We start from the raw sequence: 25,331 nt of genomic DNA on the forward strand, positions 1-25,331 counted from the left end.
TTTAGTGCTCACGTGCGACGAAGTCGCACCTATTGCTCGGTCGGCCGGATCAGCACCTCGTTCACCGCGGTCCGCCGGGGCCGGGTGACCATGTAGACGACGGCGTCGGCGATGTCGTCCGCCTCGAGGACGCCCAGCTCGGAAGCCGACGACGCGTCCGGGGTGTTCTCGCGCCCGGAGTTGGTGAGCTCGGTGTCGACCAGACCCGGCTCGACCAGCCCGACGCGCACGTGCTTCGTCCCGAGCTCCTGGCGCAGCGCCTCGGAGAACGCGTTCACGGCGTGCTTGGTGGCCGCGTAGACGTTGCTGCCGGGCCCGGTGACGGTGCGTCCGGCGACGGAGCTGACCGTCACGACGTCGGCGATCCCGCGCGGCCCCTGCGCGGCCGCGGTCAGGTGGGAGACGGCCGCGTGCGTCGTGGCGAGCACGCCGGTGAGGTTGACGTCGACCATCTTCTGCCACTCGCCGAGATCGGCCTCGAGCGCCGGGTCCATCGTGCCGTAGCCGGCGTTGTTGACGAGCACGTCGATGCGGCCGCGCTCGCGGACCACGGCCTCGATCACCTCGCGCACCGCGTCCGCGTCTGTGACGTCGACCTCGTGGACCGCGGTGCCCTCGCCGAGCTCCTGGGCGAGGTCGTCGAGCTTCTCCTTGCGGCGCGCGAGGAGGGCGACCGTCGCCCCCTCGGCCGCGAGGGCCCGCGCCGTGGCGTTCCCGATGCCGCTCGACGCCCCGGTGACCACCGCGGTCGTCCCGTCCAGTCGTCCTGCCACGTGCACGCTCCTCGGATCGCTGGTGGTGCGCTCCGGGGGTCTCCGATCACCGGCCGGCCGAACCCACCGACGGCTGGTCAGCCCGTGGCGGCCTGCGCGCAGTGACCGCAGCAGTACTGGTGCCCGTCCACCTCGTGGCCGTGACCGAGCATGATCACCCCGCAGTGCTCGCAGCGCGGCGCCAGGCGGTGGGCCGCGCACTCGAAGCTGTCGAAGGTGTGGGACCCGCCGTCGGGCGTCCGGATCTCGAAGGCCTTGTCGTAGTCGTTGCCGCAGACCTCGCATGCACTCATGGCGATCGGTACCCGTCGTCGTCGGTCGGGCACACGGCCCTCGGCGCGGCGACGGGCACGGTGGCGGCCGTGCCGGCCGTCAGTCGTCGTCGCGCACGACGTCCGGGCGCCCCGAGGTGGGCGCGCCCTCGTCGTCGCCGCGCTCGTGGTCGGCGCCCAGGCCCGCGACGACGGCGTCCAGGGAGCCGTACGTGCCCTCGGGCAGCACGGTGAGGGCATGCAGGACGTCGTCCGCGGCGCCCCCGTGCTCGGTGGCCCGGACGAGGAGGGTGTTGCGGTCCGCGGGGAACTCGGTGTCGCTGAGCGCCTCGCGGGCGCGGTCGGTCACGCTGGACATGCGTGGACATTGCCGCTGGCCCTCGCGCGCCAAACGACGCCGAACGACACGCCCGCCCGGCGCGTCCCCGCGCCGTTGATCGCCCTCACCCGACGTCGGGCGTGACCAGGCTGAGACCGCGCCACGGCGAACGGCTCAACGCGCTGAGCGGGTCGGCCTCTCCTCCGGTCGATGGGCGCGTGGGAACCGCAGGTCGGCGCCACCCGTCGCTGAGGACTCTCAGCTCCGGCGGCGCTCACACGCGGCGTTCCTAACCTCGCCCGCGTGCCGCTCCCCTGACGCTCCCCGCGCACCGCAGCTCCCCCGCTCCCCCGGCCGCCGCTCCCCGCACCGCGGCCGCTCCCCGTGAGGACTCCCCGATGTCCGCGAAGCACCGCGCCCCCGCCTCGACCACCCGCCTGCGCTCGACGGTCGTCGCGAGCACCACCGGCCCCCTCGCCCTCGCCGCCCTCGGCGCCGTCGCCGCACCCGCCGCGCAGGCCGCCCCGTCGGTCAACTGGGACGCCGTCGCCCAGTGCGAGTCCTCCGGGAACTGGGCGGCCAACACCGGCAACGGCTTCTACGGCGGCCTGCAGTTCACCCAGTCCACGTGGAAGGCGTTCGGCGGCAGCGGCAGCCCACAGGGCGCCTCCCGCGAGGAGCAGATCGCGGTCGCCGAGCGCGTCCTCGACGGCCAGGGCATCAAGGCCTGGCCGGTGTGCGGGTCCCACGGGCTCGGCGGCCACACCAGCAATGTCGGCAGCTCGAGCTCCTCCACCGGGCACACCAGCACCCCGAAGAAGTCGAGCGGCACCCACCGCAGCACGCCGGCCCCGTCGTCGGGGGGCTACACCGTGGTCTCCGGCGACACGCTCTCCTCGATCGCGAGCAGCCACGGCGTCAGCGGCGGCTGGCGGGCGCTGGCCGCGGCCAACCAGGGCGTGAGCACCAACCCGAACATGATCATGCCTGGTCAGCACCTCACGATGCCCGGGGACTCCACGACGTAGGCGGCGGCCGGTCCCTCGTCCGCGACCCGCCGGAGGGGCTACGGTCCCGGGTCACGGGCACGTCGCCGCCGCGACGACGCGGGCGGGACCGGGCCCGGGGAGGCGCCATGAGCCACGTGATCGTCGGAGCCGGTCTCGCCGGGGTGCGGACCGCCGAGGGCCTGCGCGAGGCCGGGTACGACGGCGAGGTGGTGCTGCTGGGCGCGGAGGAGCACCGGCCCTACGACCGGCCGCCGCTGTCGAAGGACTACCTGCAGGGCGCCACCGACCAGGACGGCGTCTTCCTGCAGTCCGCCGCGTGGTTCGGCGAGCACGGGGTGGACCTGCGCACCGGGACCGCGGTGGCCGCGATCGACCGGGGCGCGGCCGAGGTGGTGCTGGCCGACGGGGAGCGGATCGGCTACGAGCGGCTGGTGCTGGCCACCGGGTCCTCGGCACGGCGCCTGCCGATCCCCGGGACCGAGCTCGACGGCGTGCTGCACCTGCGCACGCTCGACGACAGCGACCGGCTGCGGGCCGGGATCCTCAGCGCGTCGCGGGTCGCGGTGATCGGCGGCGGCTGGATCGGGCTCGAGGTCGCGGCGGCGGCCCGCACCGCCGGGGCCGAGGTCACCGTGCTCGAGGCGGCCGGGCAGCCGCTGGAGGCCGCCCTCGGTCCGCGGATCGGGGCCGCGTTCGCCGCGCTCCACCGCGAGCACGGCGTCGACGTCCGCCTCGGGGTGCACGTCACCGACATCGTGGGCAAGGGCGGTCTCGCCCGCGGGGTGCGTCTCGGCAACGGCGACGTGGTCGAGGCCGACGTCGTGCTGGTGGGCGTCGGGGCCGCCCCGAACATCGGGCTGGCCGAGGCCGCCGAGCTCGAGCTCGACGACGGCGTCCTCGTCGACGAGCGCCTGTGCACCAGCGACCCGCGCATCCACGCGGTCGGCGACATCGCGGCGATCTGGTACCCCGCCCTCGAGCGGCGGCTGCGGGTCGAGCACTGGGCGACCGCCCAGAACACCGGACCGGTCGCCGCCGCCGCGGTGCTCGGGCTGCCGGCCGCCACCTACGACGCGCTGCCCTACTTCTTCACCGACCAGTACGACCTCGGCATGGAGTACACCGGGTACGCCGGGCCCGGGGAGGCCGACGAGCTCGTCGTCCGCGGGGATCTCGAACGCCACGAGTACGTCGCGTTCTGGCTGCGCGGGGGTCGGCTGCTCGCCGGGATGAACGTCAACATCTGGGACGTCACCGAGGACATCGAGCGGCTGATCCGCTCGGGCGGCACGCTCGACCCCCGGCGGCTCGCGGATCCGGACGTGTCCCTCGCCGATCTGTGACACTTCCGGCCACCTCCAACGTATAGCGGGACACGGGTCTTGCGGCAAGACCCGCTGCCTGCGCCACCATCTCCCGGCCCATTCCGGCATTCCGCCGGAGCGCGAATCCCGTGGAGATGTCCGTGATCGACGTGATCGTCGTGGGTGCCGGGCCGACCGGACTCTGGCTGGCCGCCGAACTGCGGTTGCAGGGCGTCGGTGTCCTGGTGCTGGAGAAGGAGACGGAACCGGCGCCCTACGTGCGGGCGCTGGGACTGCACGCGCGCAGCATCGAGGTGATGGACCAGCGCGGCCTGCTCGACCGGTTCCTCGCGCACGGCCGGACCCATCCCCTGGGCGGATTCTTCGCCGCGATCAGCAGGCCCGCCCCGGAGGAACTCGACACCGCCCACGGATACGTGCTCGGCATTCCGCAGACCACCACGGAGAGGCTGCTCGCCGAGCACGCCGTCGCCGTCGGGGCAGCGCTGCGCCGGGGCGCGGCCGTCGTCGGGCTGGAGCAGGACGACGACGCGGTGACCGTGGAGCTCGCCGACGGCAGCCGGCTGCGGTCCCGCTGGGTTGTCGGGTGCGACGGCGGGCGCGGCCCGGTCCGCAGGCTGCTCGGCGTCGCCTTCCCCGGCGAGCCCACCCAGGTGGAGACGCTGCTGGGCGAGATGGAGGTCGGTGTGCCGGCCGAGACGGTGGCGGCCGTCGTCGCCGAGGTCCGGAAGACCCAGTTCCGGTTCGGGCTCGGCCGGCTCGTCGAGGACGGCCCCTACCGGGTGGTGGTGCCGGCGGCGGGGGTGTCGGAGGACCGCGCGACGCCCCCGACGCTCGAGGAGGTCAGGACGCAGCTGCGGGCGTTCGCGGGGACCGACTTCGGCGTGCACTCGCCGCGCTGGCTCTCCCGCTTCGGTGACGCCACCCGCCAGGCCGAGCGCTACCGGGTCGGCCGGGTGCTGCTGGCCGGCGACGCGGCCCACGTCCACCCGCCGACGGGCGGCCAGGGGCTCAACCTCGGCCTCCAGGACGCCTTCAACCTCGGCTGGAAGCTGGCCGCCGCGGTCCGCGGCTCCGCCCCCGACGGGCTGGTGGACACCTACGAGGCCGAGCGGCACCCGGTCGCCGCGGACGTCCTGGTCAACACCCGCGCCCAGATGGCGCTGATGGGCACCGACCCCGGCGCCCGGGCCGTCCGGCACCTCGTCGCCGAGCTGATGGGCTTCGACGACGTGAACCGGTATCTCACCGAGAAGATCACCGGGCTCGGGGTGCGCTACGACCTCGGTGAGGACGACGACCTGGTCGGGCGCCACCTGCGCGACGTGAAGCTGACGCGGGGGCGGCTCTACGAGCTGCTGCACGGCGGGCGCGGGCTGCTCCTCGACCAGACCGGCCGGCTCGCCGTGGCGGGCTGGGCCGACCGGGTCGACCACGTCGTCGACGTCACCGAGGAGCTCGACGTCCCGGCGGTGCTGCTGCGGCCCGACGGGCACGTCGCGTGGGTCGGCGAGGACCAGCAGGGCCTGGACCGCTCGATGACCCGATGGTTCGGGAGGTGCGCTGCGCGCTCGTGAGCAGAAACTGTCGGTATAGCGGCACTTTCTGCTCACGAGGCGAAGCCACCGAGGCGTAGCAGGGCCGCCGTCGCCGCGGCCACGATCACCACGACGATGAACGGGGCCCGCAGCAGCAGCGCGACGACCGCGGCGCCGAGACCGGCCGCCCGGGCGTCGAGGACGAGGTGGGTGCCCGTCGAGAACGTCTGCAGGACCACCAGCGAGGCCAGCAGCGCCGCGGGCAGCACCTGGGTGACGCGCAGGACCCGCGGGTGCTCGAGCCGGGCCCGCGGCACCGTGTAGCCGGCCAGCTTGAGCCCGAACGCGATCACCGACGCGGTGATCACCGCGATCCACGTGCTCATCCGGCCGCCTCCCCGGCCCGCCACCGGTCCGGCCACCACAGCGCGATCAGCGCCCCGACGAGGGCCGCGGCGAGCACCGGCAGGCCCTGCGGGATCACCGGCACGAGCACCGTGGTGACGACGGCCCCGACGATCGCGATCGCCACCGGCTGGCGGGCCCGCAGCCGGGGCCACAGCAGCGCGACGAAGGCCGCGGACGCGGCGGCGTCGAGGCCGTAGCGCTGGGGGTCGCCGAGCGCGTCCCCGGCGAGGGCACCCAGGAAGGTCATCAGGTTCCAGCCGGCGTAGACGCCGAGGCCGGTCACCCAGAACCCCAGCCGACGCAGCGGCGGCGCCGACTGCGAGACCGCGACCGCGGTCGACTCGTCGATCGTCAGCTGGGCGAGCGCGAACCGCCGCCAGCCGGTGGGCAGCATCGTCGGGACCAGCTGGAGCCCGTAGAGCGCGTTGCGGACCCCGAGCAGCGACGCCGCCGCGACCGCCGCCCCCGCCGTCCCGCCCCCGCCGAGGATCCCGATCAGCGCGAACTGCGAGCCCCCGCTGAACAGCAGCAGCGACAGCGCGCACGTCTGCGCCACGCTGAGCCCGCCCGCCACGCTGAGCGCCCCGAAGCTCACGCCGTACAGCGAGGTCGCCACGGCCACCGAGACGCCCTGCCGGACGACGGCGCGGCGGGCGGCCCCGACGTCGTCATCCGGGTCGGGGGTCCCGGCGGGCGGGGTGGGGTCGTCGGTCATCGGCGCGGTCGGTCCTTTCCGTGCGGAGCCCGTGACAGCGCGTCGGCCGCGTGCGTAGCGTCCCGGGCCGTGGACGCCGCCCGGATGGCGCCCGCGGGCACGATCAAGCGCCAGCGCCCGCCCGAGGCGCTCGGTGCCCCGGTGACCGCGGTCGACGATCTCTACCTCATCGGCCACTTCGGGATCGCGCACCTGTCACCCGAGACATGGCGGCTGCGGGTCGACGGCCGGGTGCGGCGGCCGCTCGAGCTGGACCTCGACGCGCTCCGGGCGATGCCGGGCACGACGGTGACCGCGGTGCTGGAGTGCTTCGGGAACCCGCTGCTGCCCCGGGAACCGACCCGCCGGGCGGGCAACGTCGTCTGGCGCGGCACCCCGGTCTCGGCGGTGCTCGACCTCGCCGGCGCCGACGGCGAGCTGCTGTGGGCGCAGGGGTACGACTCCGGCGTCTTCGACGGCCGGGCCTGCACCGAGTACCTCAAGGACCTCCCGCTGGCGGTGGTGCGCGAGCGGGGCCTCCTCGCCTACGAGATGAACGGCGAGCCGCTGACCGTCGAGCACGGCGCCCCCGTGCGCCTGTTCGTCCCCGGCTACTTCGGCACCAACAACGTCAAGTGGCTGCGGTCGCTGACCGTCGCCGACCACCGCGCCGAGCACCTGTTCACCACCGAGCTCTACCAGCGCCTCGTGGGCTCCGAGCTCCGCCCGGTGCGCGACCTCGACGTCACGAGCCTGGTCACCGACGTGCGCCGCGACGGCCCGACCGTCCGCGTCGAGGGGTGGGCGTGGGGGTCGTCCGAGGTGGTCGGGGTCGAGGTCCAGGCGCTGGGTGACGACGACGGCGAGGGCTGGGTGCGTGCCGAGCTCGCGGCTCCCGTCGGAGGGCCGTACTCCTGGCGACGCTTCCGCGCGACGGTGCCGTCGGCGGGCACGGCCCGTGTCCGCGCGCGGGCCCGCGACGCCACCGGGGCCCGGCAGCCGCTCGAGGGCGACCGCAACGCCTGCCACGTCGTCGACGTCGACGAGCCCCCGGACCCCGGCGGCCGGCGGAACTTGTGATCGGCCGGGGTCGTCGGGTAGACGTACCCGGTGACCGGGGAGGAGCCGGCCCGGGCCGCCACCGGCACCGGCCTCGCGATCGCGCTGCTCTCGGGGGCGTCCTTCGGGCTGGCCGGCCCGTTCGCCGCCTCGCTGCTCGCCACCGGCTGGTCGCCGCTCGCGGTGGCGCTCGGACGGCTGGCCGGCGCGGCGGTCCTGCTCGCGGTGCCGCTGGCCGTCGTCCTGGCCCGGGGATGGCGACCGCGACCCGGGCATCTGCGGGCCGTCGTCGTCTACGGGCTGGTCGCGCTGGCCGGCGCCCAGGTCTGCTACTTGAACGCGGTCGGCCACCTCTCGGTCGGCGTGGCGCTGCTCATCGAGTACACCGCGCCGGTCCTGCTGCTCGGGTGGACCTGGGCCCGGAGCCGCGCCCGTCCTCGCCCGGCGACGCTGCTCGGCGCGGCCGTGGCCATCGGGGGGCTCGTCCTCGTCCTCGACGTGGGGCGCGGCACCGCCGTCGACGTCGTCGGGGTGCTGTGGGGCCTGGGCGCCGCGGTGTGCCTCGCGGCCTACTTCCGGCTCTCGGCCGACGCGGGCGGTGGGCGGGACGCCGCCGGGCCGCCGGCGCTGGTGCTCACCGCCGGCGGCGCGGTGGTGGCCGCCGTCGTCGTCGTGCTCGTCGGGGCGGTCGGTCTGCTGCCGTTGCGGGCCACGACGACGCCGATCGACCTCGGCGGCTGGACCGCCCCCTGGTGGGTCGGCGTGGTCCTCGTGGCCGCACTGTCGACGGCGCTGGCCTACCTGACGGGGATCGCGGCCGTCGGGCGACTCGGCTCGCGGATCGCGTCGTTCGTGGGGCTGTCCGAGGTGCTGTTCGCGGTGCTCGGCGCGTGGTGGCTGGTGGCCCAGCGCCCGACGGCGACCCAGGTCACCGGCGGCGCGCTCGTCGTCGCGGCGATCGCGCTGATCCGGTGGGCCGAGCCGGGTGAGGCCGACCTCCCGGTGGGCTGAGCCGGGCCCCACGGTCGGGGCCCGGCCCCGCCGGGGCGCTCAGGAGCGGAGGGACCGGATCCGGTCGAGCACCGTCTTGCGGTTGCGGGTCCGGCGCTCGTAGGCGTCGACCTTGCCGAGGTCGACCTCGGAGAGGCCGGAGAGCCGCGGGGTGATCTCCTCGACGGTGAGCTCGTCGTAGCCGGCGATCGGGAGGTCGTCGGCCGTGGCGACCGAGCCCTTGACCTCACCCTCGCCGGTGGCCGCGCCCGGCACTCGGCGGACCTGCTCGGCCGCGGTCCCGGCCGCGGCGTTCAGCCCGTCGCCCACCCGCTGCAGCAACGACGGGAAGGCCTCGGCCAGCTCCCGGGTGAACGAGGCCTGGGCGCGGGTGAGGGCCTGCACCCACTCCACCGTGCGCTCGCCCGCGGCCTCCTCGGCCTCGGCGAGGTTCTCCAGCAGGTCCCGGTAGACGCGCAGGGACTCGCGTCCCCCGGCCCGGGCCTTCTCCACGATGCGGTCGTTCAGCTCGTGGACCTGCTCGATCACCGACTCCACTGTCGGGTTGCCCGCCATGGCTCTCCTCCTCGGGGATGGACCGGCCTGGTGATCGATCCTTGCCCGAACGGCGCAGAGAACTAACCCGTTCTTCACACGACGACGAGGCCGTGCGGCGGGTTCCGGTTGACCCCGCACCCCTGCTGACCAGGAACAACGCCGTCCGGGCGGGTGTTGTACGCGGTGGGCCACCAGGCCCGTCCGTTTAGTCCGAGGAGGACACCATGAAGGGCGACCGCGTCGAGATCGTGGTCGATGCCGGCAGCGGCACCACCCGTACGTACGAGATCGAGGCCACCCGCGCCGGGCGCCGGGTCGACATCGCACAGACTCGCGGCACCGTCGAGGTGAGCGAGGTGACCCGCGGCGGCTCGGCCGTCCGCACCGCCCGCTTCCTGGCCGGCCGTGTCATCGCGCTGGTCGAGCACCCGGCCGCCGACGAGCCCGTGGCCGAGGAGATCACCCCGTCCCTGCGCACGGCGTAGGAGCACCCCGACCCAGCCCGGTGCGCCCCTCGAGGGGCACAGGGTGCAGACGCAGTGATCCCACGGCCTGCCCCACGTGCCCGTGATCATGGGGCCGGCTCGGGGCGCGCCGTTGTCCCACCCCGAGGGGCTCAGGAACCGGTTGCCATGAGCAACCGTGCGTGACGAACGACCCGCACTTCGGCCGAACAGGTGATGCACCGTCGCGCGGCCTGACCTGCTCGACCCCGACCTGTACAACAGTGCGTAGTTCGTTGGTGCGCAACCGATCTCGCTCCTCCGTTCCGGCGTGCGACACCCCGTCGTGGGCCACCACCCACCGGGCCCTCGCGGGGGCCGGACGAGGAGCAGCCCATGGCGACCTGGACCGCCCACACGGACCTCCCCCTCGGCGAGCACACCGTGCGCGACGCCCGGGCGTTCGCCCTGGCCGCCGCGCAGTCGTGGGAACCGGACGTGGCGTCGGACGTCCTCCTGCTGGCGGTGGAGGAACTGACCGCCGGAGTGCTCGCGCAGGTCGCACGGGAGGCCGTGCCCGCCGAGCACAGCCTGGTGCTCGAGCTCGACGCCACGGAGGACGGCCTGCGGGTCTCGCTCGCCGACAGCTCGGCGGTGCGCTCCCTGGCCGCCGACCTCGCGCACGCCGCCCCCGGCCTCGTCGGGCTCCTCGTGTCCTCCGCCCGGGGGTGGGGCGACGAGCCGCACCGCGGCGGGTACCGGATCTGGTTCGAGCTCGGACGGCCCGGCGAGCCGACCGCCGACCCGACCCCGTCCGCCGACATCGATCCCGACGTCGACCCCGACGTCGAGGCCGAGCTCGAGCTGCGGCGTCGCCGGACGCCGACGCCCGCCCTGCGCGTCGACCCCCCGGCCGCGGCCCTGCTGCACGTGTTCCTCGAACGCCCCCGCTGACCCCGGAGGAGACGCACGACGCAGGGACTCCTGTACTGAGGCGAACTAAGCTCTCGGGCGATGCCGACGATCGTCAGGGGACGTGCGGGCGCGGCGGGCCTCACGCTCGCGCTGGGCTGCCTGACGGTGTTCATGGCCAACCTGGACACCACGATCCTCAACGTCGCGCTGCCGACGATGGGCCACGACCTCGGCGCCGCCACCAGCGGTCTCCAGTGGACCGTCAACGCCTACGTCCTGGCCCGGGCCGGCTCGCTGTTCGTCTGCGCCGCGCTCGGCGACCGCTTCGGGCACCGTCGGGTGTGGGTCGCCGGCCTGGTCCTGTTCGGCGCGGGCTCGCTGGCCTGCGGGCTCGCCCCGAGCCTCGGTGCGATGATCGGGTTCCGGGTGGTGCAGTCGCTGGGGGGCGCGCTGATGACCCCGGCGACGCTCGCGATGCTGGCCCGCGCCTACCCCGCCGGACCGGCGCGGGCCCAGGCGCTGGGCATCTGGTCGGCCAGCACCGGCATCGCGATGGGGCTCGGCCCCGTCGTCGGTGGCCTGTTGGTCGACTCGGTGGGCTGGCGGTCGGTGTTCATGGTCAACGTGCCGATCGTCGTCGTCGCCCTCGCGTGCCGGCGGCTGGTGTCCGACGGCGAGCGCCCCGCGACCCCGCCCCGGCTCGACCTGCTCGGCCAGGCCGCGATCGTCGCGGCGCTGTTCCCGCTGACCTACGCGTTGATCACCGCGCCCCAGCGGGGCTGGGCCTCACCGGTCACGCTCTCGCTGGTGGCCGTGTCGGTCCTCGCCGGGGCGGCCTTCGTCGTGATCGAGCGCCGGTCGGACCACCCGCTGCTCGACCTGCGCGACTTCCGCCGCCCGGCCCTGCTCGGCGCGGTCGGGCTCGCGATCGCCGCGTTCGTGACGCTCGGCGGGTTCCTGTTCTTCAACACCCTGTGGCTGCAGGAGGTGCGCGGGCTCTCGGCGCTGCACGCGGGCCTGCTCACCGCCCCGGCCACGCTGAGCTCGTTCCTGCTCTCGCCGATCGCCGGGCGCATCGTCGGGCGGATCGGGCCGCGGGTCCCGGCGACGGCCGGCGCGACATGCCTCGCCGCGGCCACCGCGTGGCTGGCGCTGACGGTGTCGGCCGCCGGGCCGGTCTGGCACGTCGTGCCCGGCTACGTGCTCCTCGGCGTCGGGCTGGGCCTGACCAACACGCCGGTGAACGCCATCGCGGTCTCGTCGATGCCCCGCGACCGCTCCGGGGTGGCCGGCGCGATCGCGACGACGTCCCGGCAGGTCGGGAGCAACCTCGGCGTCGCCCTCCTCGGGACGATCGTGTTCTCCGGGGCCTTCGTGCCGGGCCTCGGGCACGCCTACACGCTGGCGGCGGTGCTGTCGCTGGGCGCGGCAGCCTTCGCGTGGTGGGCCCTCGGGGCCTCCCGACAGGGAGGCCGGGGGGCGTCCGACTCGTAGCGCGCCCCGAGCAGCCGCAACGACCCCACGGACCGCGGCCATCGGGCACGCTCCGGGACATGAGCGACGAGTACTCCACCCCCGCCCGCGACATCGACCCCGTGGTCGTCGACCTCGACCACGGTGAGCGCCTCGTCCAGGGCGTCTCCCTGGTGAAGGTCAAGGAGCACGGCGTCGTCGGACTCTCCTACTCCGACGGCACGAAGCGCGAGGTGCCGGCCGACGAGGTGGTCCGCGTGCGCCCCTGGCCCTGACGGTCCGGGGCGAACCCGCTGCGACGCGCCTCACGGTTGACAGAATCCATCGCCTGACGGCTATGTTGGTCGTGGTCCTGCCACGGCCTACCGGAGCGAGGTTCGGCGATGACGCGGAACGCACCCCCGACCACCCTGTTCGTCCACGGCTTCCTCGACGACGCCGCGGTCTGGGATCCCGTCCTGGACCGGCGGGCGACACGGACACCCGCCGTCGTCGCCGACCTGGCGGGTATGGCCGGCCGGCCCGAGGCCCCGGGTCCGTACACGCTCGCCCGGCACGCGGCCGACGTCGTGGACCTCCTCGACGGCGTCGAGGGACCCGTCGTCCTCGTCGGTCAGAGCCTGGGCGCCCAGGTGGCCGAGCTGGCCGCCGCCGCGCGGCCCGACCGGGTCGTCGCCCTCGCCCTCCTCACACCGATCCCGCTGGCGGGTACGACGCTCCCGCGCGAGGCGATCGCACCGTTCCGGGCCCTGGGCGGGGACGCCGACGGGCAGCGCGAGGTGCGCCGGCAGCTCGCGGTCGCGTTCCCGGGCGACGAGCTCGACCGGCTCTGCGCCGCCGGGAAGTCGACGACCCCCACGGCGGTGGCGGAGACGGCCGACGCCTGGAACGACGGCGATCCCGCCGGGACCCGGACCTCGCCGGTCACCGCCCCCGTCCTCGTCGTCCGCGGCGGCGGCGACCCGTTCATCACGGCGGACGTCGTCGCGGAAGGCGTCGTGCCACGGTTCGCCGAGGTCTCGGTGGCGACGGTGGACGGCGCCGGTCACTGGCCCCACGTCGAGCAGCCCGACGCCGTCGCGACCCTGATCGACGGGCTCGTCGCCCGGGCCACCGCCGACACCACCGCCGACGACACCGCCGACGGCGTGGCCGAGCAGGGCTGGACCACCGCCTTCGCGCAGGGCAGTGCCCCCGCTTTCACCGACACGTTCGCCCCCGACGTCGTCCTCCGGGCCTCGGTGCTGCGCCGGCCCGTGGAGGGCCGGGACGCGGTCGCCGCGGTGATGGCGGCGGCCAGCGGCATCTACACCTCGCTGGTCTTCACCCACGAGGCGCGGAACGGCCGCCGCACCTACCTCGAGTGGGAGGCGACGCTGCACGACGGGACCCCGGTGAGCGGGGTGACCCGGCTCGAGGCGGACGACGACGGGCGCACCGTCGACGTCGCGATCCACCACCGCCCGCTCGACGGTGCGCTCTCCTTCTCCGCCGAGCTCGGTCGCCGCCTCGTGGACCGGATCGACCCCGACACGTTCCACCGGCCGTGAGCGGCGCGCGGCGGGAGGACACCGCCTTCACGGCCGACGACGGCACGGTCCTCCGCGGCTGGCTCTACCTGCCCGACCAGCCCGGCCCGCACTCGGCGATCAGCATGGCCCACGGCTACGCCGGCACCCGGCACCACGGGCTGGAGCCGTTCGCCGAGGCCTTCGCCGCCGACGGCCACGTCGTGCTCCTGCACGACCACCGCGGCTTCGGCGACAGCGACGGGCCGCGCCAGGACGTCGACCCCTGGACCCAGATCGCCGACTGGCGCCGCGCGCTCTCGCACCTCGAGGCCCACCCGCGGGTCGACGCCGACCGGCTCGGGCTGTGGGGCACCAGCTACGCCGGCGGCCACGCCCTCGTGCTCGGCGCCACCGACCCCCGGTTGCGGGCCGTCGTCGCCCAGGTTCCGACGATCAGCGGCGGCGAACAGGCGCGCCGGCGGGTCCGGCCCGAGGACATGGCCGCCTTCCACGCCGGGCTGCTCGACGACGAGCGCGCCCGCGCCGCGGGCCGGCCGCCCGCCCGCCGCGCGATCGTCTCCGCCGACCCGACGGTCCCGGCGTCCTACCGCGCCCCCGACGCCGTCGCGTTCTACCTGCAGGACGTGCCCGACGGCGTCTGGGCCAACGAGGTGACGGTCCGCTCCACCCAGGCCGCCACCACCTACGAGCCGGGCGTGTACGTGGAGCGGATCAGCCCGACGCCGCTGCTCATGGTGGTCGCTACCCACGACACGATCACCCTCACCGACACCGCCCTCGCGGCCTACGAGCGCGCCCTCGAGCCCAAGCGGCTCGTGACGATCCCCGGCGGCCACTTCGACCCCTACGTCGCCGACTTCCCGACGGCGAGCGGGGCGGCCCGGGCGTGGTTCGCCGACCACCTCCAGCAGAAGGACTGACCATGTCCCAGGTATCGGTCACGACGAAGGACGGCGTGGCCACGCTCGTCCTGCACCGCCCGCCGCAGAACCGCATCGGCAACCAGATGGTCGACGAGCTCGACCGGGCCCTCGACGAGATCGCGGGCGGCGACGCCCGCGCGGTGGTGCTGCGCACGGAGGGACCCGACTTCAGCTTCGGCGGCGACATCGAGCCCTGGCCCGGGTGGGGGCGCCGCGAGATGCGCACCCACTTCGAGCACTACCTGCAGACGTTCAACCGCTTCGAGCGGCTGCCGGTCCCGACGATCGCCGCGGTCCGGGGCCGGTGCTTCGGGGGTGGTCTCGAGCTCGCGGTGCGCGCGGACCTGATCATCGCCGGGGCGTCGGCACGCTTCGGCCACCCGGAACAGTCGATCGGGATCATCACCCTGCTCGGCGGGGTCTACCGGATCGCCGAGCGCGTCGGCCGGTCGCGGGCGATGCGCTGGGCGCTGACCTCCGAGCAGGTCCCCGCGGCCGAGATGGAGCGGTTCGGCGTGGTCGACCGGGTGGTCGACGACGACGCCCTCGACGACGAGGCCGCGGCCTTCGCCGCACGGGTCGCGGCCGGCCCCACCCTGGCCCACGCCGCCCACAAGGCCCTCCTGCGGACCTGGGCGGTCGGCGGGACGGCCGCCGCCGACGAGGTCATCTTCGACGTGGCGCTCCCGCTGTTCGACTCCGCCGACACCCGCATGGCCATCCCCACCGCGGTCGAGGCCGCCCACGCCGGACGGCCCCGCCCCGTCATGCCCTTCGAAGGACGCTGACCATGACCGCGGACCTGCACGTCCACGTGCACCTCAGCCCGTCCATCCCGACCGCGGTCACCGACCTGCCGCCGGATCTCGACGTGCGGGTGTGGTCGCCGATCGCCACGACCCTGCTCGGCGGCGAGCGCGAGGCCGTCGTGGTGGACCCGCCGCTGACCGTGGCCCAGTCGGCCTCGGTCGTCGAGCGGGTCCTCGCGTGGGGCCGGGAGCTCACGACGATCTACGTCACCCACGCCCACGGCGACCACTGGTTCGGCGCCGCGGCGCTGCTCGAGCACTTCCCCGCGGCCCGCGTCGTCGCGCTGCCCGCGGTCGCCGAGGCCGCCCGACGCCAGAGCCCGGAGGACATCGCCGCGTTCTGGGAGCCCCGCTTCCCCGGCGGGCAGATCCCGACGACCCTGACGCCGCCCGAGCCGCTGGACGGCGAGGAGTTCGACCTCGAGGGCCACGAGCTCGTCGCGGTCCCCCTCGGGCACACCGACACCGACCACACCAGCGCCCTGCACGTCCCGTCGCTGGGCCTCGTCGTCGCCGGCGACGCCGTCTACGACGACGTGCACCTCTACCTCGCCGAGTCCGACGGCGGGGGTCGTCGGGCCTGGCGCGACGCCCTCGACGTCGTCGGGACCCTGCACCCGACGACGGTGGTCGCCGGGCACCAGCGCCCCGGCAGCACCGGCAACCCCACCGCGATCGACGCGACGCGGCGCTACCTCGACGACGTCGAGGACCTGCTGCCCCGCACCTCGAGCGCCCTCGGGTTCTACCGGGCGATGCGCGCCCGCCACCCCGACCGCGTCAACCCCGGCGCGCTCTGGGGCTCGGCGCGGGCCGCGTTCCCCGCGGAGGTCACGGCATGATCATCGACACCACCGCCCCGGTCGGGCGGCCGGCCGCCGAGTACACGCTGGTCCAGAACGTCTTCACCACCCCGCTCGACGACGCCGTGCTCGACGTCCGCGGTGGGCGGATGCGCCGCCTCGACGACGAGGACGCCACCTTCAGCCCCATCGACACCGAGGCCTGGTCGCCGTCGGGGTCGGTGCGTACCGAGCCCTGAGAGGAATCCCGCCATGAAGTCCGTGCAGTTCACCGAGTACGGCAACCGTGAGTCGATCACCCTGGTGGACGTCGACCCGCCGGCCGTGGGCCCGACCCAGGTGCGGGTCGCCGTCGAGGCCGCCCCGATCAACCCGTCGGACCTCCTGATGCTCGCCGGGCACTACCCGGTCCACCCGACGCTGCCCTCCCCGGCCGGCGCCGAGGGGGTCGGCGTCGTCGTCGAGACCGGGTCGGCGGTGGCGGGGGTGCACGTCGGCGACCGGGTGCTGATCCTGCCGTCGTGGACCCCCGGGACCTGGCAGGAGTCGGTGGTCGTCGACGAGCGCCACGCGCTGGCTGTCCCCGGCGACGTCGACCCGGCCCAGCTCGCCACGGTCGGCATCAACGCCGCCACCGCGGTGCTGCTGCTGCGGTACGGCGCGGGGCTCCCGGAGGGCTCGTGGGTCGCGCAGACCGCGGCCAACTCCGGGCTCGGGGCGTTCGTGCGCGGGCTCGCCGAGCGCGCGGGCTTCCGCGTGCTCGACGTGGTGCGCAGCGCGGACGCGGCGGCATCGCTGCGGGCGGCGGGGGCGCACCACGTGGTCGTCAGCGACGAGACGCTGGCCGACCAGCTCCGCGAGGTGCTGGGCGACGAGCGGGTGGCCCTGCTGCTCGACGGGGTCGGGGGTGACGTCGTGCCGGCGCTCGCGCCGTTCCTCGCGCGCGAGGGCGACATCGTCAGCTTCGCGACGCTGTCCGGGGTCCCGGTCGCCGTCCCGATCCGGTACCTGATCTTCGGGAACCTGCACGTGCACGGGTTCTGGCTCAACAACTGGTTGTCCACCGCGCCGCGCGAGGAGATCACCGCGCTGTACGACGAGGTCGTGGGTCTCGTCGCCGACGGCGCCCTGAGCGTGCCGATCGAGGCGACGTATCCGCTCGACGAGGTCGACAAGGCGTTGGAGCATGCGCGCCACTACGGCCGAAGCGGCAAGATCCTGTTCGTGGCGCGTCCCTGAGCCCGGAGCGGACGGCACCGTCGCGCGTGGAGGTGCGGCGACGGTGCCGCCGGCTCGGGTCGGGTGGGCCGGGCTCGCTCCCCGGTCCCGAGGGGCACAACAGGCAGGACGCGCGGCCCCCGGAACTGCCTCACGCGCCCCTGATCACGAGTCCGGCGCAGCCGCGGCGGCCCGACGACGGGCCCGCGACGCGCGCAGGTTGACCGCGTTCCCGCAGATCTTCACGTTGTGCCACGTGCCGCTGTTGTTGCGCGAGCGGTCGTAGAACGCCACCGCGCAGCGGTCGTTGCGGCAGACCTTGAGCCGGCGCCAGGTGTCGGCCCGCTGGGCCTCGACCACCTCGATGAGGATCCGGCCGACCAGGAGACGCCAGCCCTGGCCACGGGGGTGCAGCTCCGCCGTTCCGTCGGCGCCGAGGGAGACGCCGATGGACGCGGCCCGCAGCTCCGGCGACGACGGGTCCCCCGACCCGGCGACCACGCCGCGCAGGTCGGCCCGCAACGCCTGGAGCTCGGCGAGCCCGCGCTCGTCGAGGAGCACCGCCGGTGCCGGCTGCCCGGTCGCCCCGGCCCAGTCCGCGAGGGCGGTGTCGGCCCACTCCTGGGCGGTCGCGAGGTCCTGGAGGAGGTCCGTGTGCCGCGGGCGGCCGGCGGGGATCGTGTTCATCAGGTCCTCGACGAGCGCGAGTCCCCCGTCGGCGACGGTGGACTCGTACCGCGTCGTGGTGGACCAGGCCATGCCGCTCATCCTAGCCCAGCGCAGCTCGCCCAACAGAGGCGTTGGTGGCTCGGCCCTGTCGCTCACCACCGACTCGAGCGGCGTCCGTGGTGTCAGGGACGGGCGAGGGCGACACCGCCGGACGTTGACGGCTGTGGGCCCCGTCACCACGATGGCGACGGCCGACGCCGGAGTCGAAGGGGAGCCCTCCATGATCGTCATCAACATCGTCATGCCGATCCGTCCCGAGAAGACGGACGAGTGGCTGCAGGTGGCGGACGCCTACGCCAAGGACGTCAACGCCGAGGAGGGCTGCCTGTTCTTCAAGTTCTCGCGCAGCCTCGACGACGAGAACGAGTACGTCTGCATCGAGGGGTTCCGCGACGCCGACGCGGGCGCGACCCACGTGCAGCAGCCGTACGTGAAGAAGTTCTTCGAGACGGCGCCCGACCTCGTCTCGGCGCAGCCGCAGATCCTCTACATCGACACGCCGCACGACGGCTTCGGGCCGATGGGCGAGATCCAGCCCCGGTAGGTGCCCTTCGGGCTCGTGAGCAGAAAATGCCGGTATAGCGACACTTTCTGCTCACGAGCGCGCAGCGCACCTACCGGTTCCCGGCACTCCACGCGTAGGGCAGCTCGGTGCCGTTCAGCACGTGGTCGCCGATCGTGCGGAGCTTGTAGATCAGCGGGTTGTGCACCGAGATCGTCCGGGCGTTGCGCCAGTGGCGGTCCAGGCGCAGGGCCTCCGACGTGATCGACGCCCCGCCGACCTCGAACAGCTGCGTCGTCGCGTCGAGCACCGACGGGATGACGACGGCCTGGGCGCGGGCGACGTCGGCCTCGACCCGGTCGAGCAGGTCGGCGTCCTTGCTGTCGGTGCGCAGCAGGTGGTCGAGCTGGTCGGCGATCTCGAGGACGAGCACGCGGGCGGCGTGGGCGGTGGCCGAGAGCCGGCCGATCACCTGCTGGACGAGCGGGTCGTGCCGCGGGAGGTCCGCGGAGGCGTGGGTGTAGGAGCGGGTGCGGTCGCGGACCCAGCCGGCCACGTCGTCGGTCGCGCGCTGCGCGATCCCCGCGAGCACCGAGAGCTGCACGAGCTGCAGGTAGGCGGTCCCGTAGGTCCGGCCCGGCGTGCCGTACCCGGGCCCGAGGACGCGGTCGGCGGGGACGGACACCCCGTCGAACTCGGTGGTGCCGCTCGCGGTGAGGCGCTGGCCGAAGCCGTCCCAGTCGTCGTGCTGGGTCACACCGTCGGCGTCGGCGTCGACGAGGACGGCGAGCCGCTCCCCGTCGCGGTCGGCGGCGACGACGATGTGGTCGGCGTAGAGGCTGCCGGTGCTGTAGTACTTCGTGCCGTCCAGGCGCAGGTCGCCGTCGTCCGTGCCCGCCGGCGTCAGCGTGGTGCGGTAGCGGTCGATGGCCCCGACGCCCGGCTCGGAGATGGCGTTCCCGACGAGCACGCCGTCGGCGATCTTCCGCAGCCACCGGTCCCGCTCGGGCCCGGGTTCGTCGAGGAGCTGCTCCTCGACGAACCACCAGTGCACCCGCAGCGCCTGCGGGAGGTTCGACTCGGCGGCCGCGAGGGCGATCAGCTGCCGGAAGAGCTGCCGGACCGAGGCGCCGTAGCCGCCCAGCTCGACCGGCACGCGCAGCGCCCCGAAGCGGACCTCGTTCAGCGCCGCGACCTCGTCGTGGGCCAGGGAGCGGTCCCGCTCACGCTGCACCGCGCCCTCGGCGATCCGGGTGAAGACGGGCGCGAAGACCCGGTCGAGCTCCTCGTCGGGGTAGCCGGAGCGGGTCGTCGGGTCGGCCGTCGCGGTCATGGGGTGTGTCCTTTCGGATTCCGGCGCGCACGGCGGGGCGGCCGCCGGGAGAGGTCACGGCGGCACACCGGCGCGGCGGCCGGGCGGGATGGCGGGGGGGGTGGCGGGAACGGTGCCCGCGGGTGGATCAGGGAGTCCGGGTCAGCGGCGACAGAGCGCCGACGCCACGCGCGCGAGGTCGATGTGCCCCCGCGTGGTCAGCAGTCGCGCGCCGAACATGCGACGACCCTAGCCCGACGGCGCCGTCGACTCCACGATCACGATCGACGCGCGCGCGGCGCCCTGGTACGAGTGCCTCCCGAGGGGTCGGGATCAGTGCACCGGGGGACGGGCTGATGGATGCCGCACGGATCACGCGCCTGGGTGGGTGGGCGCTGATCGTCCTGTCCGTGGCGGTGGGCGTCAGCGCCGCGGTCCTCTTCCAGGAAGGCAAGGCGGGCACCCCTCGGGGATCGGACCGTGTTCCCGGGTACACGCCGGCGAAGGTCGTCGTCTACGTGCCGGACGACGCGGACGTGTCGGTCCAGCTCAGTTTCCGGCGTGCTGACGATCTCTCCGGCGACGAGTCCGTGACCGTGGCCCGGCAGGGTCGGGCGAGCATCACGAAGCCCTTCCTCGCCCTCATCGAGCTCCACGGCGCCGCACAGCTCACCACCCCCAACAGCGCCTCGGACCTCTACCTGCGCCCGCACATGGTCCAGCTCCCGCCCGTGCGGAGTCCGCTGCGCTTCGGCGGCGACGCGGTCGGCGCCCGTCAGATGTACCTGGCCGAGTTCGGCCCCACCCCGAACCTCTTCGGCGCGCAGGTCGCCGGCGCCGCACAGGTCGCAGCGCTGCAGACCGAGACGTCGCGCGGCGCGTTCTCCTCGGGTGAGATCGTCCTCGAGAAGTGCCGTGGACTCCCCCGGTCGCTCGCGGAGGTGCGCACGACGTCGGGGTTCGATGTGGCGCGTCTCGGGCGGCTGGCCGACTTCTACGGCGGGCCCGGGTCGTGCTCGCCCGACCAGTCGTCCTACCGCGGGGTCGACCTGGGGCGTGTCGAGGTCCGCGACTCCGCAGCCACGGCGGGCGCGATCCGCGTCGACTACAGCATGCCCGAGACACGGAAGACCGCCCCGAGGGACTTCTCCCCGACCCTCGAATGGTCGTGGGTCCCGCAGTGGAGCCCGTCCGGGACCTTCGAGGCCCAGGCGAACTTCGTCGACATCAACCGGGAGGCGCAGGGGCAGTCCTACCTCTTCGTCTCCGGCGCCCTCATCGGTGTGGCCTCGTCGACACTGCCCACGGGGATCGGGCTCCTCGTCGGCCCCTGGCTGGCCCGCCGAGGGGAGGGCGGGCGCCCCGCCGGCCCGCCTCTGCGCCGCGCCGAGCCGTCTCGGCGGCGGTTCAACTCCCGGTGATGCGTCCCGAACCCGCTCGACGGTCAGCCGGAGGGCTTCTTCCCCGGGGTCGGGGCCAGCACCCCGATGAGGCCGCCGAGGATGAGGGTCGCGGCGCTGACGACCTCGGTGCTGATCACCCGGGTGCCGGTCAGCGACGCGATGACGATGGCCGCGATGAGGGCGAGCAGCGCGATCCCCAGGAACACGACGACCATCCCGTAGATCCAGCTGGGCTCGGTGGTCGCCGCGGCCTGTGCCTGCTGCGCGGCGGTCTGGGCGATGCCCGCCGCCGACTGCGTCTGGTCGAGGTGGGTCCGGGTCGCCTCGGCGGCCGCCTCGGCCCGGGCGGCGGCGGCCTCGGCGGCGTCGCCGGGCTGCCCCGCGGCCGGGTCCGAGGCCGGGTCCGGGGCCGCGAACGGTGTCATCGCTCGTCCTCCATGGCCAGGAAGGTCGGGGCGACTCCCGGTCGATACCAGACGCCGGGCCCCGCATCACCCGTTCGCCGCGCCGGGATCAGGCCGGTGGCCCAGCGCGACGGGCCGGAGCGGGCGAGATCAGCGGGGCGCGGCGATGTGCCCGGTCACGGCGGCCGCGAACGTCAGCGCGGCCGCGGTGGCCTCCTCCGGGATCGCCCCGGTGTCCACGGCGTCGGCCGTCGCCCGCAGCCAGCCGATCAACGGCTCGACCACCCGGGGGCTCAGGCCGACGATCCACGCCGCCGTCCGGGCCCGGGTCTCGGCGACGTGCTCGGTCGTCCCGTCGTCGTGCCGGGCGATGACCTCGGGCCGCGAGGCGAGGAGTCCGGCGGTCTCCCACTCGCCGGCGGGCGTGCGGGCCCGCAGATCCGCCAGGCGGTGCGCCGCGACACGCAGCTCGTCCCCGCGCGACGTGGACGTCGGCGGCACTGCGGAGGTGCTCACCATGCCTCCCGGGCGGTCGGGTCGGGCCGGGACGTACCCGGGTCGGCCGGTCCCATCGTCCATCCGGCGGCGGTGATCGGCAGCGAGGCGTCCGACTGGTGTGATCCGGGCGCGGGCGGGGCACCTCGGCCGGTGCAATCGTTGCGGATCGTCCCGAACCTGCGCAGTTCGGTCGTCGAGGAGATGCCCCCGGGGCAGCTGCTGCTGTTCACCTCCCAGATCGGCGACTCCGACGCCGCCCTGCTCGAAGGCAACCCGTCGGTCCGTCCGTTCACCTGGGGGACGCTGCTGCGGGCGCTGCGCGACCCGGACCTCGAGCTCGTGGAGGTCGCCGAGCCCCTCTGGCTCGCCGAGTGGGTCCGGGCCGTCCGCTACGTCGTGCTCCTGAAGCTGCTCCGTCCGACCCTCCCCCGGCGCCGGCCGGTCGCGGTCGCGACCTACGCCATCGAGAACCTCGACGTGGGCGTGCGGCTGTCGCTCCGGGCGCTGGACTCGCGGCCGCTGCTGAGCGCCCTGGTGCGCCGGCTCGTGACGGCCGCGGTCGGGATGTCGCTGCGGCTGCTCGACGTCGTCGTCTTCGGGACGTCGGGCGCCTGCGAGAACTACCGGCGGGCCTTCGACCGGCCCATGCGCCACACGCGGTGGGCCGTCCTGCCGCCGCGGCTGGACGCGTGCACCGTGTGCGGTCCGGTCGGTACGGCACCGCGGGACCGGACGGTGCTCTTCCTCGGCGCGCCGAGCGAGCGGAAGGGCTTCGACGTCCTGCTGTCGGCGTGGCAGACCGCCCGCGGCGCGGACCGGGGCTGGCGGCTGGTGGTCGCCGACCCCGACGGCGACGGGGCCCCCGACCTGCCGCCCGGCGTGTCGGTCCGGACCGGCCCGAGCCGGCGGACGATCCACGAGCTCCTCCGGACCGGCGCCGTCGTCGCCATGCCGTCGGTCCGGCTCCGGCGCTGGCGCGAGCAGATCGGACTGCCCCTGGTCGAGGGCCTCGCCCATGGCTGCCGGGTGGTGACGACGACCGAGACCGGGCTGGCGGACGACCTGCGGGACCACCCCCTCGTCACGCTGACGACGCCGGGCGACGCCCACAGCCTCGCCGAGGGCCTGCGCCACGTGATGACCACGGAACCGTCGGGACCCCTCACCGCACCCGCGGAGGGCTACACCAAGCGCGACGTCGTGCGGTGGTGGCTCACGGCCGGTGCGATCCGGGGGTGACCGTCGTCGTCGGAGCTCCGCGAGGAGCGCCCCGGAGCAACCGGGTCACGACGACCCGGTCGTTCCGGTACGGGCAGCGCCCCGGCCCCCGGACGCCCGACGGTGATCAGACTGGAGCCCCCGTCCCGGCAGCGCAGGAGGCGTCGATGGCCGTCACCACCGAGAGGCACGACCGGGTGCTCGTGGTCCGCATCGAGCGCCCCGAGAAGCGCAACGCGATCGACGCGGCCACCGCCCGCGGGATCGACGACGCCCTCAACGCCTACCAGGACGACCCCGGCCTGTGGTGCGCGATCCTCACCGGCACCCCCGAGGTGTTCTGTGCGGGCACCGACATCGTCGCCGGGCCGGGCGAGCCGACCGACCGCGGCGGCCCCTACGGCGTGATCCGCCGCGCGCACACGAAGCCGCTCCTGGCCGCCGTCGAGGGCCTCGCCCTCGGCGGCGGCTTCGAGATCGCGATGGCCTGCGACCTCGTCGTGGCCTCGACGACGGCGACGTTCGGCCTCCCCGAGACGCGCCGCGGCCTCGTCGCCAACTCCGGCGCGCTGCTGCGGGCGATGCGCTGCCTGCCGCTGAACGTCGCCCGCGAGCTCCTGCTGACCGGGGCGCGGCTGGACGCCGAGCGGGCCCACGCGATCGGCTTCGTCAACCGCCTCGCCGAGCCCGGGCAGGCGGTCGCGGTGGCCCTGGCGCTGGCCGGGGAGATCGGCGCCGCGTCGCCGACGGCGGTCTCGGCGACGCTGCGGGCCCTCGAGGAGCAGTGGGACGAGGACGAGGCCCGCGGCTGGGCGGCTACCCAGCGCGCCGAGCGCCGGATCGCCGCCGGGCCGGACAAGCAGGAGGGCCTCGACGCCTTCGCGGCGAAGCGCACGCCGCGCTGGAGCGACCCCGCAAGGTGACGCCACGCCCCCCGCAGATGCGGCCGGGCTCACACGCAACGAACTCAGATCACGAATTGGTAACGGAGACGCCGCCGTCTCCGATGCACCCGGTGGACCGAAGCCCCGACGGCCGCGGAGGCGCCCTGATGAGCGCGCAGACGATCCACCGACCGACGCTGCGGGAGGAGTTCCGCCTGGAACTGCGAGAGCGGGCGCTCGACGGCGCCGCGAGCGCGGTGCTCGAGCACGGCTGGGAGCGGGTGCGCCTGGCCGAGCTGGCCCGGCAGACCGGGCTCTCGCGGGCGACGCTGCACCGCCAGTTCGGGGGGCGGATCGGGCTCGGCCAGGCGCTGCTGGCGCGCGAGGCGCAGCGCATGCTCGCCGAGACCGCCGACGCCCTGCGCCAGGCCCCGACCTGGGACGCCGGCGTGCGCGCCGCGGTGGGGACCACGCTGCGGGCCGCGAAGGACCGGCCGCTGCTCGCCGCGGTCCTCGAGGCCCACCACGGCGACACCAGCCTGCTGCCGCTGCTGACCACGCAGAGCGGCCCGATCATCGTCGAGGCCCGCCGGATGCTCACGCGCTACCTGCGCGAGCACCACCCGCGCCAGTCGCCCAGCTACCTGGCCGACGTCGCGGACACCCTGGTCCGCGCGACCCTGAGCCACCTCGCGACACCCGACCTCGAGGAGCTCGCCGCCGACCGGCTGCACCGCCTCGCCACACACCTGCTCCCCTCCCCCAGCTCCCGGGCCACGCCACGCCCCCGGCTCCCGGGGTGACCGACGACCCCACCGCCGTGGCGGTCCCCCTCGGCGCCGAGGACCACCGGCGGCTGCTGCGCCTGCTCGGGACCCTGGCCGAGCGGCTCGGCCCGCTCCCGGGTCCCGAGGGGGCGCGCTACGCCGACGGGCCCGAGCTCCTCGGCGCCGCCCTGGTCCTCGCCGAGGGCGACCCGGTCGTCCTCGACGCCCTCGCCGTCGAGATCCGCCGGCGGCGGCTGCGCCGGGCCGCCCGCGGCGAGCTGCTCGCGGTCTGCGGCGCCCTGGAGGGCGTGGCCGCGCGGCTCGAGCCCGTCGCGGCGCGCGAGGAGGCCGAGCGCCTCGCGCGCGACCTGCGCGAGGTGACCGTCGCCGTCGCACTGCAGGAGGAGGCCGGTGAGATCGCGCGGCGTCTCCTGCTGGGGACCCACCGGCTCACCCACCTCGCCGAGCAGGGCGGACCGTGGGCCCCGACGCTCCAGGACCTCGCCGGGACCCTCGACGACCTCCACGACGCGCTGCGCCCGCCGACCTGAG

Annotated in this window: 32 protein-coding genes; 21 read left to right on the plus strand and 11 right to left on the minus strand. The window is 75.0% G+C overall.

Annotated features, from left to right (window positions below):
* Positions 1-29 precede the first annotated feature (29 nt).
* From HH311_RS29195 to HH311_RS29205, 3 genes are all read right to left on the minus strand, one after another.
* Entirely contained in the window at positions 30-773 is a 744-nt protein-coding gene (locus HH311_RS29195; protein WP_169187246.1) for an SDR family oxidoreductase, read from the minus strand.
* Between the two features lie 77 nt (positions 774-850).
* The gene (locus tag HH311_RS29200) at positions 851-1,066 is read right to left on the minus strand and encodes a Prokaryotic metallothionein (protein WP_169187247.1); all 216 of its coding nucleotides are present in this window, start codon (positions 1,064-1,066) and stop codon (positions 851-853) included.
* Positions 1,067-1,145: 79 nt separating this feature from the next.
* Positions 1,146-1,403 (minus strand): DUF2795 domain-containing protein, encoded by a 258-nt coding sequence (locus tag HH311_RS29205; RefSeq protein ID WP_169187248.1) that lies wholly within the window; start codon positions 1,401-1,403, stop codon positions 1,146-1,148.
* A 359-nt stretch (positions 1,404-1,762) separates the two neighbouring features.
* Here HH311_RS29205 and HH311_RS29210 point away from each other — a divergent pair, with 359 nt between their 5' ends.
* The 3 genes from HH311_RS29210 to rox all read left to right on the plus strand — a co-directional run bounded on the left by HH311_RS29210 (position 1,763) and on the right by rox (position 5,276).
* Positions 1,763-2,392, plus strand: coding sequence for a transglycosylase family protein (locus tag HH311_RS29210; protein ID WP_169187249.1), 630 nt, complete (start codon positions 1,763-1,765; stop codon positions 2,390-2,392).
* 107 nt (positions 2,393-2,499) lie between these two features.
* Complete coding sequence (locus HH311_RS29215; RefSeq protein WP_169187250.1) at positions 2,500-3,717, plus strand: NAD(P)/FAD-dependent oxidoreductase; 1,218 nt, start codon at positions 2,500-2,502, stop codon at positions 3,715-3,717.
* A gap of 122 nt (positions 3,718-3,839) precedes the next feature.
* Positions 3,840-5,276, plus strand: coding sequence for a rifampin monooxygenase (gene rox, locus HH311_RS29220; RefSeq protein WP_169187251.1), 1,437 nt, complete (start codon positions 3,840-3,842; stop codon positions 5,274-5,276).
* Positions 5,277-5,308: 32 nt separating this feature from the next.
* Here rox and HH311_RS29225 read toward each other — a convergent pair whose 3' ends face one another.
* Entirely contained in the window at positions 5,309-5,623 is a 315-nt protein-coding gene (locus HH311_RS29225) for an AzlD domain-containing protein (RefSeq protein ID WP_169187252.1), read from the minus strand.
* Positions 5,620-6,360: an AzlC family ABC transporter permease gene (locus HH311_RS29230; RefSeq protein ID WP_169187253.1), complete on the minus strand. Its 741-nt coding sequence runs from the start codon at positions 6,358-6,360 to the stop codon at positions 5,620-5,622. Before HH311_RS29230 ends, HH311_RS29225 begins: the two co-directional genes overlap by 4 nt.
* 69 nt (positions 6,361-6,429) lie before the next feature.
* Here HH311_RS29230 and HH311_RS29235 point away from each other — a divergent pair, with 69 nt between their 5' ends.
* Positions 6,430-7,419 (plus strand): molybdopterin-dependent oxidoreductase, encoded by a 990-nt coding sequence (locus HH311_RS29235; RefSeq protein ID WP_169187254.1) that lies wholly within the window; start codon positions 6,430-6,432, stop codon positions 7,417-7,419.
* A gap of 30 nt (positions 7,420-7,449) precedes the next feature.
* Entirely contained in the window at positions 7,450-8,409 is a 960-nt protein-coding gene (locus tag HH311_RS33630) for a DMT family transporter (protein WP_169187255.1), read from the plus strand.
* Positions 8,410-8,448: 39 nt separating this feature from the next.
* Here the strand turns inward: HH311_RS33630 and HH311_RS29245 are convergent, their stop codons facing one another.
* Positions 8,449-8,964, minus strand: a complete 516-nt coding sequence (locus HH311_RS29245; protein ID WP_169187256.1) for a hypothetical protein — start codon at positions 8,962-8,964, stop codon at positions 8,449-8,451.
* A gap of 206 nt (positions 8,965-9,170) precedes the next feature.
* On the opposite strand from HH311_RS29245, the gene HH311_RS29250 reads away from it, so the two are divergent.
* The 10 genes from HH311_RS29250 to HH311_RS29295 all read left to right on the plus strand — a co-directional run bounded on the left by HH311_RS29250 (position 9,171) and on the right by HH311_RS29295 (position 17,083).
* Entirely contained in the window at positions 9,171-9,431 is a 261-nt protein-coding gene (locus HH311_RS29250; protein WP_169187257.1) for a hypothetical protein, read from the plus strand.
* A gap of 354 nt (positions 9,432-9,785) precedes the next feature.
* Complete coding sequence (locus tag HH311_RS29255; RefSeq protein ID WP_169187258.1) at positions 9,786-10,343, plus strand: hypothetical protein; 558 nt, start codon at positions 9,786-9,788, stop codon at positions 10,341-10,343.
* Between the two features lie 60 nt (positions 10,344-10,403).
* Entirely contained in the window at positions 10,404-11,798 is a 1,395-nt protein-coding gene (locus HH311_RS29260) for a DHA2 family efflux MFS transporter permease subunit (RefSeq protein WP_169187259.1), read from the plus strand.
* Between the two features lie 59 nt (positions 11,799-11,857).
* The gene (locus HH311_RS29265; protein ID WP_169187260.1) at positions 11,858-12,052 is read left to right on the plus strand and encodes a hypothetical protein; all 195 of its coding nucleotides are present in this window, start codon (positions 11,858-11,860) and stop codon (positions 12,050-12,052) included.
* A 108-nt stretch (positions 12,053-12,160) separates the two neighbouring features.
* On the plus strand, positions 12,161-13,327 hold the full coding sequence (locus HH311_RS29270; RefSeq protein ID WP_211190977.1) for an alpha/beta fold hydrolase: 1,167 nt from the start codon (positions 12,161-12,163) through the stop codon (positions 13,325-13,327).
* The gene (locus HH311_RS29275) at positions 13,324-14,229 is read left to right on the plus strand and encodes an alpha/beta hydrolase (protein ID WP_169187261.1); all 906 of its coding nucleotides are present in this window, start codon (positions 13,324-13,326) and stop codon (positions 14,227-14,229) included. The genes HH311_RS29270 and HH311_RS29275 overlap by 4 nt, the downstream gene beginning before the upstream one ends.
* Positions 14,230-14,231: 2 nt before the next feature.
* Positions 14,232-15,020, plus strand: coding sequence for an enoyl-CoA hydratase/isomerase family protein (locus HH311_RS29280; protein ID WP_169187262.1), 789 nt, complete (start codon positions 14,232-14,234; stop codon positions 15,018-15,020).
* Between the two features lie 2 nt (positions 15,021-15,022).
* A complete protein-coding gene (locus HH311_RS29285; protein WP_211190978.1) occupies positions 15,023-15,883 on the plus strand; it encodes an MBL fold metallo-hydrolase in 861 nt (286 codons plus the stop codon).
* Positions 15,880-16,083, plus strand: a complete 204-nt coding sequence (locus HH311_RS29290; RefSeq protein ID WP_248304370.1) for a hypothetical protein — start codon at positions 15,880-15,882, stop codon at positions 16,081-16,083. The genes HH311_RS29285 and HH311_RS29290 overlap by 4 nt, the downstream gene beginning before the upstream one ends.
* 13 nt (positions 16,084-16,096) lie before the next feature.
* Entirely contained in the window at positions 16,097-17,083 is a 987-nt protein-coding gene (locus HH311_RS29295; protein WP_169187263.1) for a zinc-dependent alcohol dehydrogenase family protein, read from the plus strand.
* A 144-nt stretch (positions 17,084-17,227) separates the two neighbouring features.
* Here HH311_RS29295 and HH311_RS29300 read toward each other — a convergent pair whose 3' ends face one another.
* Positions 17,228-17,821, minus strand: a complete 594-nt coding sequence (locus tag HH311_RS29300; RefSeq protein ID WP_169187264.1) for a CGNR zinc finger domain-containing protein — start codon at positions 17,819-17,821, stop codon at positions 17,228-17,230.
* Between the two features lie 190 nt (positions 17,822-18,011).
* On the opposite strand from HH311_RS29300, the gene HH311_RS29305 reads away from it, so the two are divergent.
* Positions 18,012-18,335 carry a putative quinol monooxygenase gene (locus tag HH311_RS29305; RefSeq protein WP_169187265.1) on the plus strand — a complete coding sequence of 108 codons (324 nt, stop codon included), beginning with the start codon at positions 18,012-18,014 and terminating at the stop codon, positions 18,333-18,335.
* Positions 18,336-18,405: 70 nt separating this feature from the next.
* On the opposite strand, the gene HH311_RS29310 is transcribed toward HH311_RS29305, so the two are convergent.
* Together HH311_RS29310 and HH311_RS33785 are read right to left on the minus strand one after the other, a co-directional pair.
* Positions 18,406-19,626 carry an acyl-CoA dehydrogenase family protein gene (locus HH311_RS29310; RefSeq protein ID WP_169187266.1) on the minus strand — a complete coding sequence of 407 codons (1,221 nt, stop codon included), beginning with the start codon at positions 19,624-19,626 and terminating at the stop codon, positions 18,406-18,408.
* Between the two features lie 141 nt (positions 19,627-19,767).
* Positions 19,768-19,845: a putative leader peptide gene (locus tag HH311_RS33785; RefSeq protein WP_396027471.1), complete on the minus strand. Its 78-nt coding sequence runs from the start codon at positions 19,843-19,845 to the stop codon at positions 19,768-19,770.
* 116 nt (positions 19,846-19,961) lie between these two features.
* Between HH311_RS33785 and HH311_RS29315 the strand changes: the two genes are divergently transcribed.
* The gene (locus HH311_RS29315; protein WP_169187267.1) at positions 19,962-21,026 is read left to right on the plus strand and encodes a hypothetical protein; all 1,065 of its coding nucleotides are present in this window, start codon (positions 19,962-19,964) and stop codon (positions 21,024-21,026) included.
* A 23-nt stretch (positions 21,027-21,049) separates the two neighbouring features.
* On the opposite strand, the gene HH311_RS29320 is transcribed toward HH311_RS29315, so the two are convergent.
* Entirely contained in the window at positions 21,050-21,433 is a 384-nt protein-coding gene (locus HH311_RS29320; RefSeq protein ID WP_169187268.1) for a hypothetical protein, read from the minus strand.
* Between the two features lie 129 nt (positions 21,434-21,562).
* Positions 21,563-21,928, minus strand: coding sequence for a hypothetical protein (locus HH311_RS29325; RefSeq protein WP_211190979.1), 366 nt, complete (start codon positions 21,926-21,928; stop codon positions 21,563-21,565).
* 141 nt (positions 21,929-22,069) lie between these two features.
* Here HH311_RS29325 and HH311_RS29330 point away from each other — a divergent pair, with 141 nt between their 5' ends.
* From HH311_RS29330 to HH311_RS29345, 4 genes are all read left to right on the plus strand, one after another.
* Positions 22,070-23,149, plus strand: a complete 1,080-nt coding sequence (locus tag HH311_RS29330) for a glycosyltransferase (protein ID WP_169187269.1) — start codon at positions 22,070-22,072, stop codon at positions 23,147-23,149.
* A 146-nt stretch (positions 23,150-23,295) separates the two neighbouring features.
* Entirely contained in the window at positions 23,296-24,051 is a 756-nt protein-coding gene (locus tag HH311_RS29335) for an enoyl-CoA hydratase-related protein (RefSeq protein ID WP_169187270.1), read from the plus strand.
* Positions 24,052-24,179: 128 nt separating this feature from the next.
* Positions 24,180-24,815 (plus strand): TetR family transcriptional regulator, encoded by a 636-nt coding sequence (locus HH311_RS29340; protein ID WP_169187271.1) that lies wholly within the window; start codon positions 24,180-24,182, stop codon positions 24,813-24,815.
* On the plus strand, positions 24,812-25,330 hold the full coding sequence (locus HH311_RS29345; RefSeq protein ID WP_169187272.1) for a hypothetical protein: 519 nt from the start codon (positions 24,812-24,814) through the stop codon (positions 25,328-25,330). Before HH311_RS29340 ends, HH311_RS29345 begins: the two co-directional genes overlap by 4 nt.
* Position 25,331: the final 1 nt, after the last annotated feature.

It is taken from the genome of Actinomycetospora sp. TBRC 11914, assembly GCF_012933465.1.
In the GTDB taxonomy this organism is placed as follows: Bacteria; Actinomycetota; Actinomycetes; order Mycobacteriales; family Pseudonocardiaceae; genus Actinomycetospora.

What these genes read in the sequence shown, in the direction of transcription:
- HH311_RS29335 (WP_169187270.1), top strand. Translation starts at nt 23,296, where the DNA reads ATGGCCGTCACCACCGAGAGGCACGACCGGGTGCTCGTGGTCCGCATC.
- HH311_RS29270 (WP_211190977.1), top strand. Translation starts at nt 12,161, where the DNA reads ATGACGCGGAACGCACCCCCGACCACCCTGTTCGTCCACGGCTTCCTC.
- HH311_RS33785 (WP_396027471.1), bottom strand. Translation starts at nt 19,845, where the DNA reads ATGTTCGGCGCGCGACTGCTGACCACGCGGGGGCACATCGACCTCGCG.
- HH311_RS29280 (WP_169187262.1), top strand. Translation starts at nt 14,232, where the DNA reads ATGTCCCAGGTATCGGTCACGACGAAGGACGGCGTGGCCACGCTCGTC.
- HH311_RS29290 (WP_248304370.1), top strand. Translation starts at nt 15,880, where the DNA reads ATGATCATCGACACCACCGCCCCGGTCGGGCGGCCGGCCGCCGAGTAC.
- HH311_RS29310 (WP_169187266.1), bottom strand. Translation starts at nt 19,626, where the DNA reads ATGACCGCGACGGCCGACCCGACGACCCGCTCCGGCTACCCCGACGAG.
- HH311_RS29260 (WP_169187259.1), top strand. Translation starts at nt 10,404, where the DNA reads ATGCCGACGATCGTCAGGGGACGTGCGGGCGCGGCGGGCCTCACGCTC.
- HH311_RS29245 (WP_169187256.1), bottom strand. Translation starts at nt 8,964, where the DNA reads ATGGCGGGCAACCCGACAGTGGAGTCGGTGATCGAGCAGGTCCACGAG.
- HH311_RS29295 (WP_169187263.1), top strand. Translation starts at nt 16,097, where the DNA reads ATGAAGTCCGTGCAGTTCACCGAGTACGGCAACCGTGAGTCGATCACC.
- HH311_RS29340 (WP_169187271.1), top strand. Translation starts at nt 24,180, where the DNA reads ATGAGCGCGCAGACGATCCACCGACCGACGCTGCGGGAGGAGTTCCGC.
- HH311_RS29230 (WP_169187253.1), bottom strand. Translation starts at nt 6,360, where the DNA reads ATGACCGACGACCCCACCCCGCCCGCCGGGACCCCCGACCCGGATGAC.
- HH311_RS29315 (WP_169187267.1), top strand. Translation starts at nt 19,962, where the DNA reads ATGGATGCCGCACGGATCACGCGCCTGGGTGGGTGGGCGCTGATCGTC.
- HH311_RS29200 (WP_169187247.1), bottom strand. Translation starts at nt 1,066, where the DNA reads ATGAGTGCATGCGAGGTCTGCGGCAACGACTACGACAAGGCCTTCGAG.
- HH311_RS29210 (WP_169187249.1), top strand. Translation starts at nt 1,763, where the DNA reads ATGTCCGCGAAGCACCGCGCCCCCGCCTCGACCACCCGCCTGCGCTCG.
- HH311_RS29300 (WP_169187264.1), bottom strand. Translation starts at nt 17,821, where the DNA reads ATGGCCTGGTCCACCACGACGCGGTACGAGTCCACCGTCGCCGACGGG.
- HH311_RS29305 (WP_169187265.1), top strand. Translation starts at nt 18,012, where the DNA reads ATGATCGTCATCAACATCGTCATGCCGATCCGTCCCGAGAAGACGGAC.
- HH311_RS29285 (WP_211190978.1), top strand. Translation starts at nt 15,023, where the DNA reads ATGACCGCGGACCTGCACGTCCACGTGCACCTCAGCCCGTCCATCCCG.
- HH311_RS29215 (WP_169187250.1), top strand. Translation starts at nt 2,500, where the DNA reads ATGAGCCACGTGATCGTCGGAGCCGGTCTCGCCGGGGTGCGGACCGCC.
- HH311_RS29265 (WP_169187260.1), top strand. Translation starts at nt 11,858, where the DNA reads ATGAGCGACGAGTACTCCACCCCCGCCCGCGACATCGACCCCGTGGTC.
- HH311_RS29250 (WP_169187257.1), top strand. Translation starts at nt 9,171, where the DNA reads ATGAAGGGCGACCGCGTCGAGATCGTGGTCGATGCCGGCAGCGGCACC.
- HH311_RS29225 (WP_169187252.1), bottom strand. Translation starts at nt 5,623, where the DNA reads ATGAGCACGTGGATCGCGGTGATCACCGCGTCGGTGATCGCGTTCGGG.
- HH311_RS29255 (WP_169187258.1), top strand. Translation starts at nt 9,786, where the DNA reads ATGGCGACCTGGACCGCCCACACGGACCTCCCCCTCGGCGAGCACACC.
- HH311_RS29205 (WP_169187248.1), bottom strand. Translation starts at nt 1,403, where the DNA reads ATGTCCAGCGTGACCGACCGCGCCCGCGAGGCGCTCAGCGACACCGAG.
- HH311_RS29320 (WP_169187268.1), bottom strand. Translation starts at nt 21,433, where the DNA reads ATGACACCGTTCGCGGCCCCGGACCCGGCCTCGGACCCGGCCGCGGGG.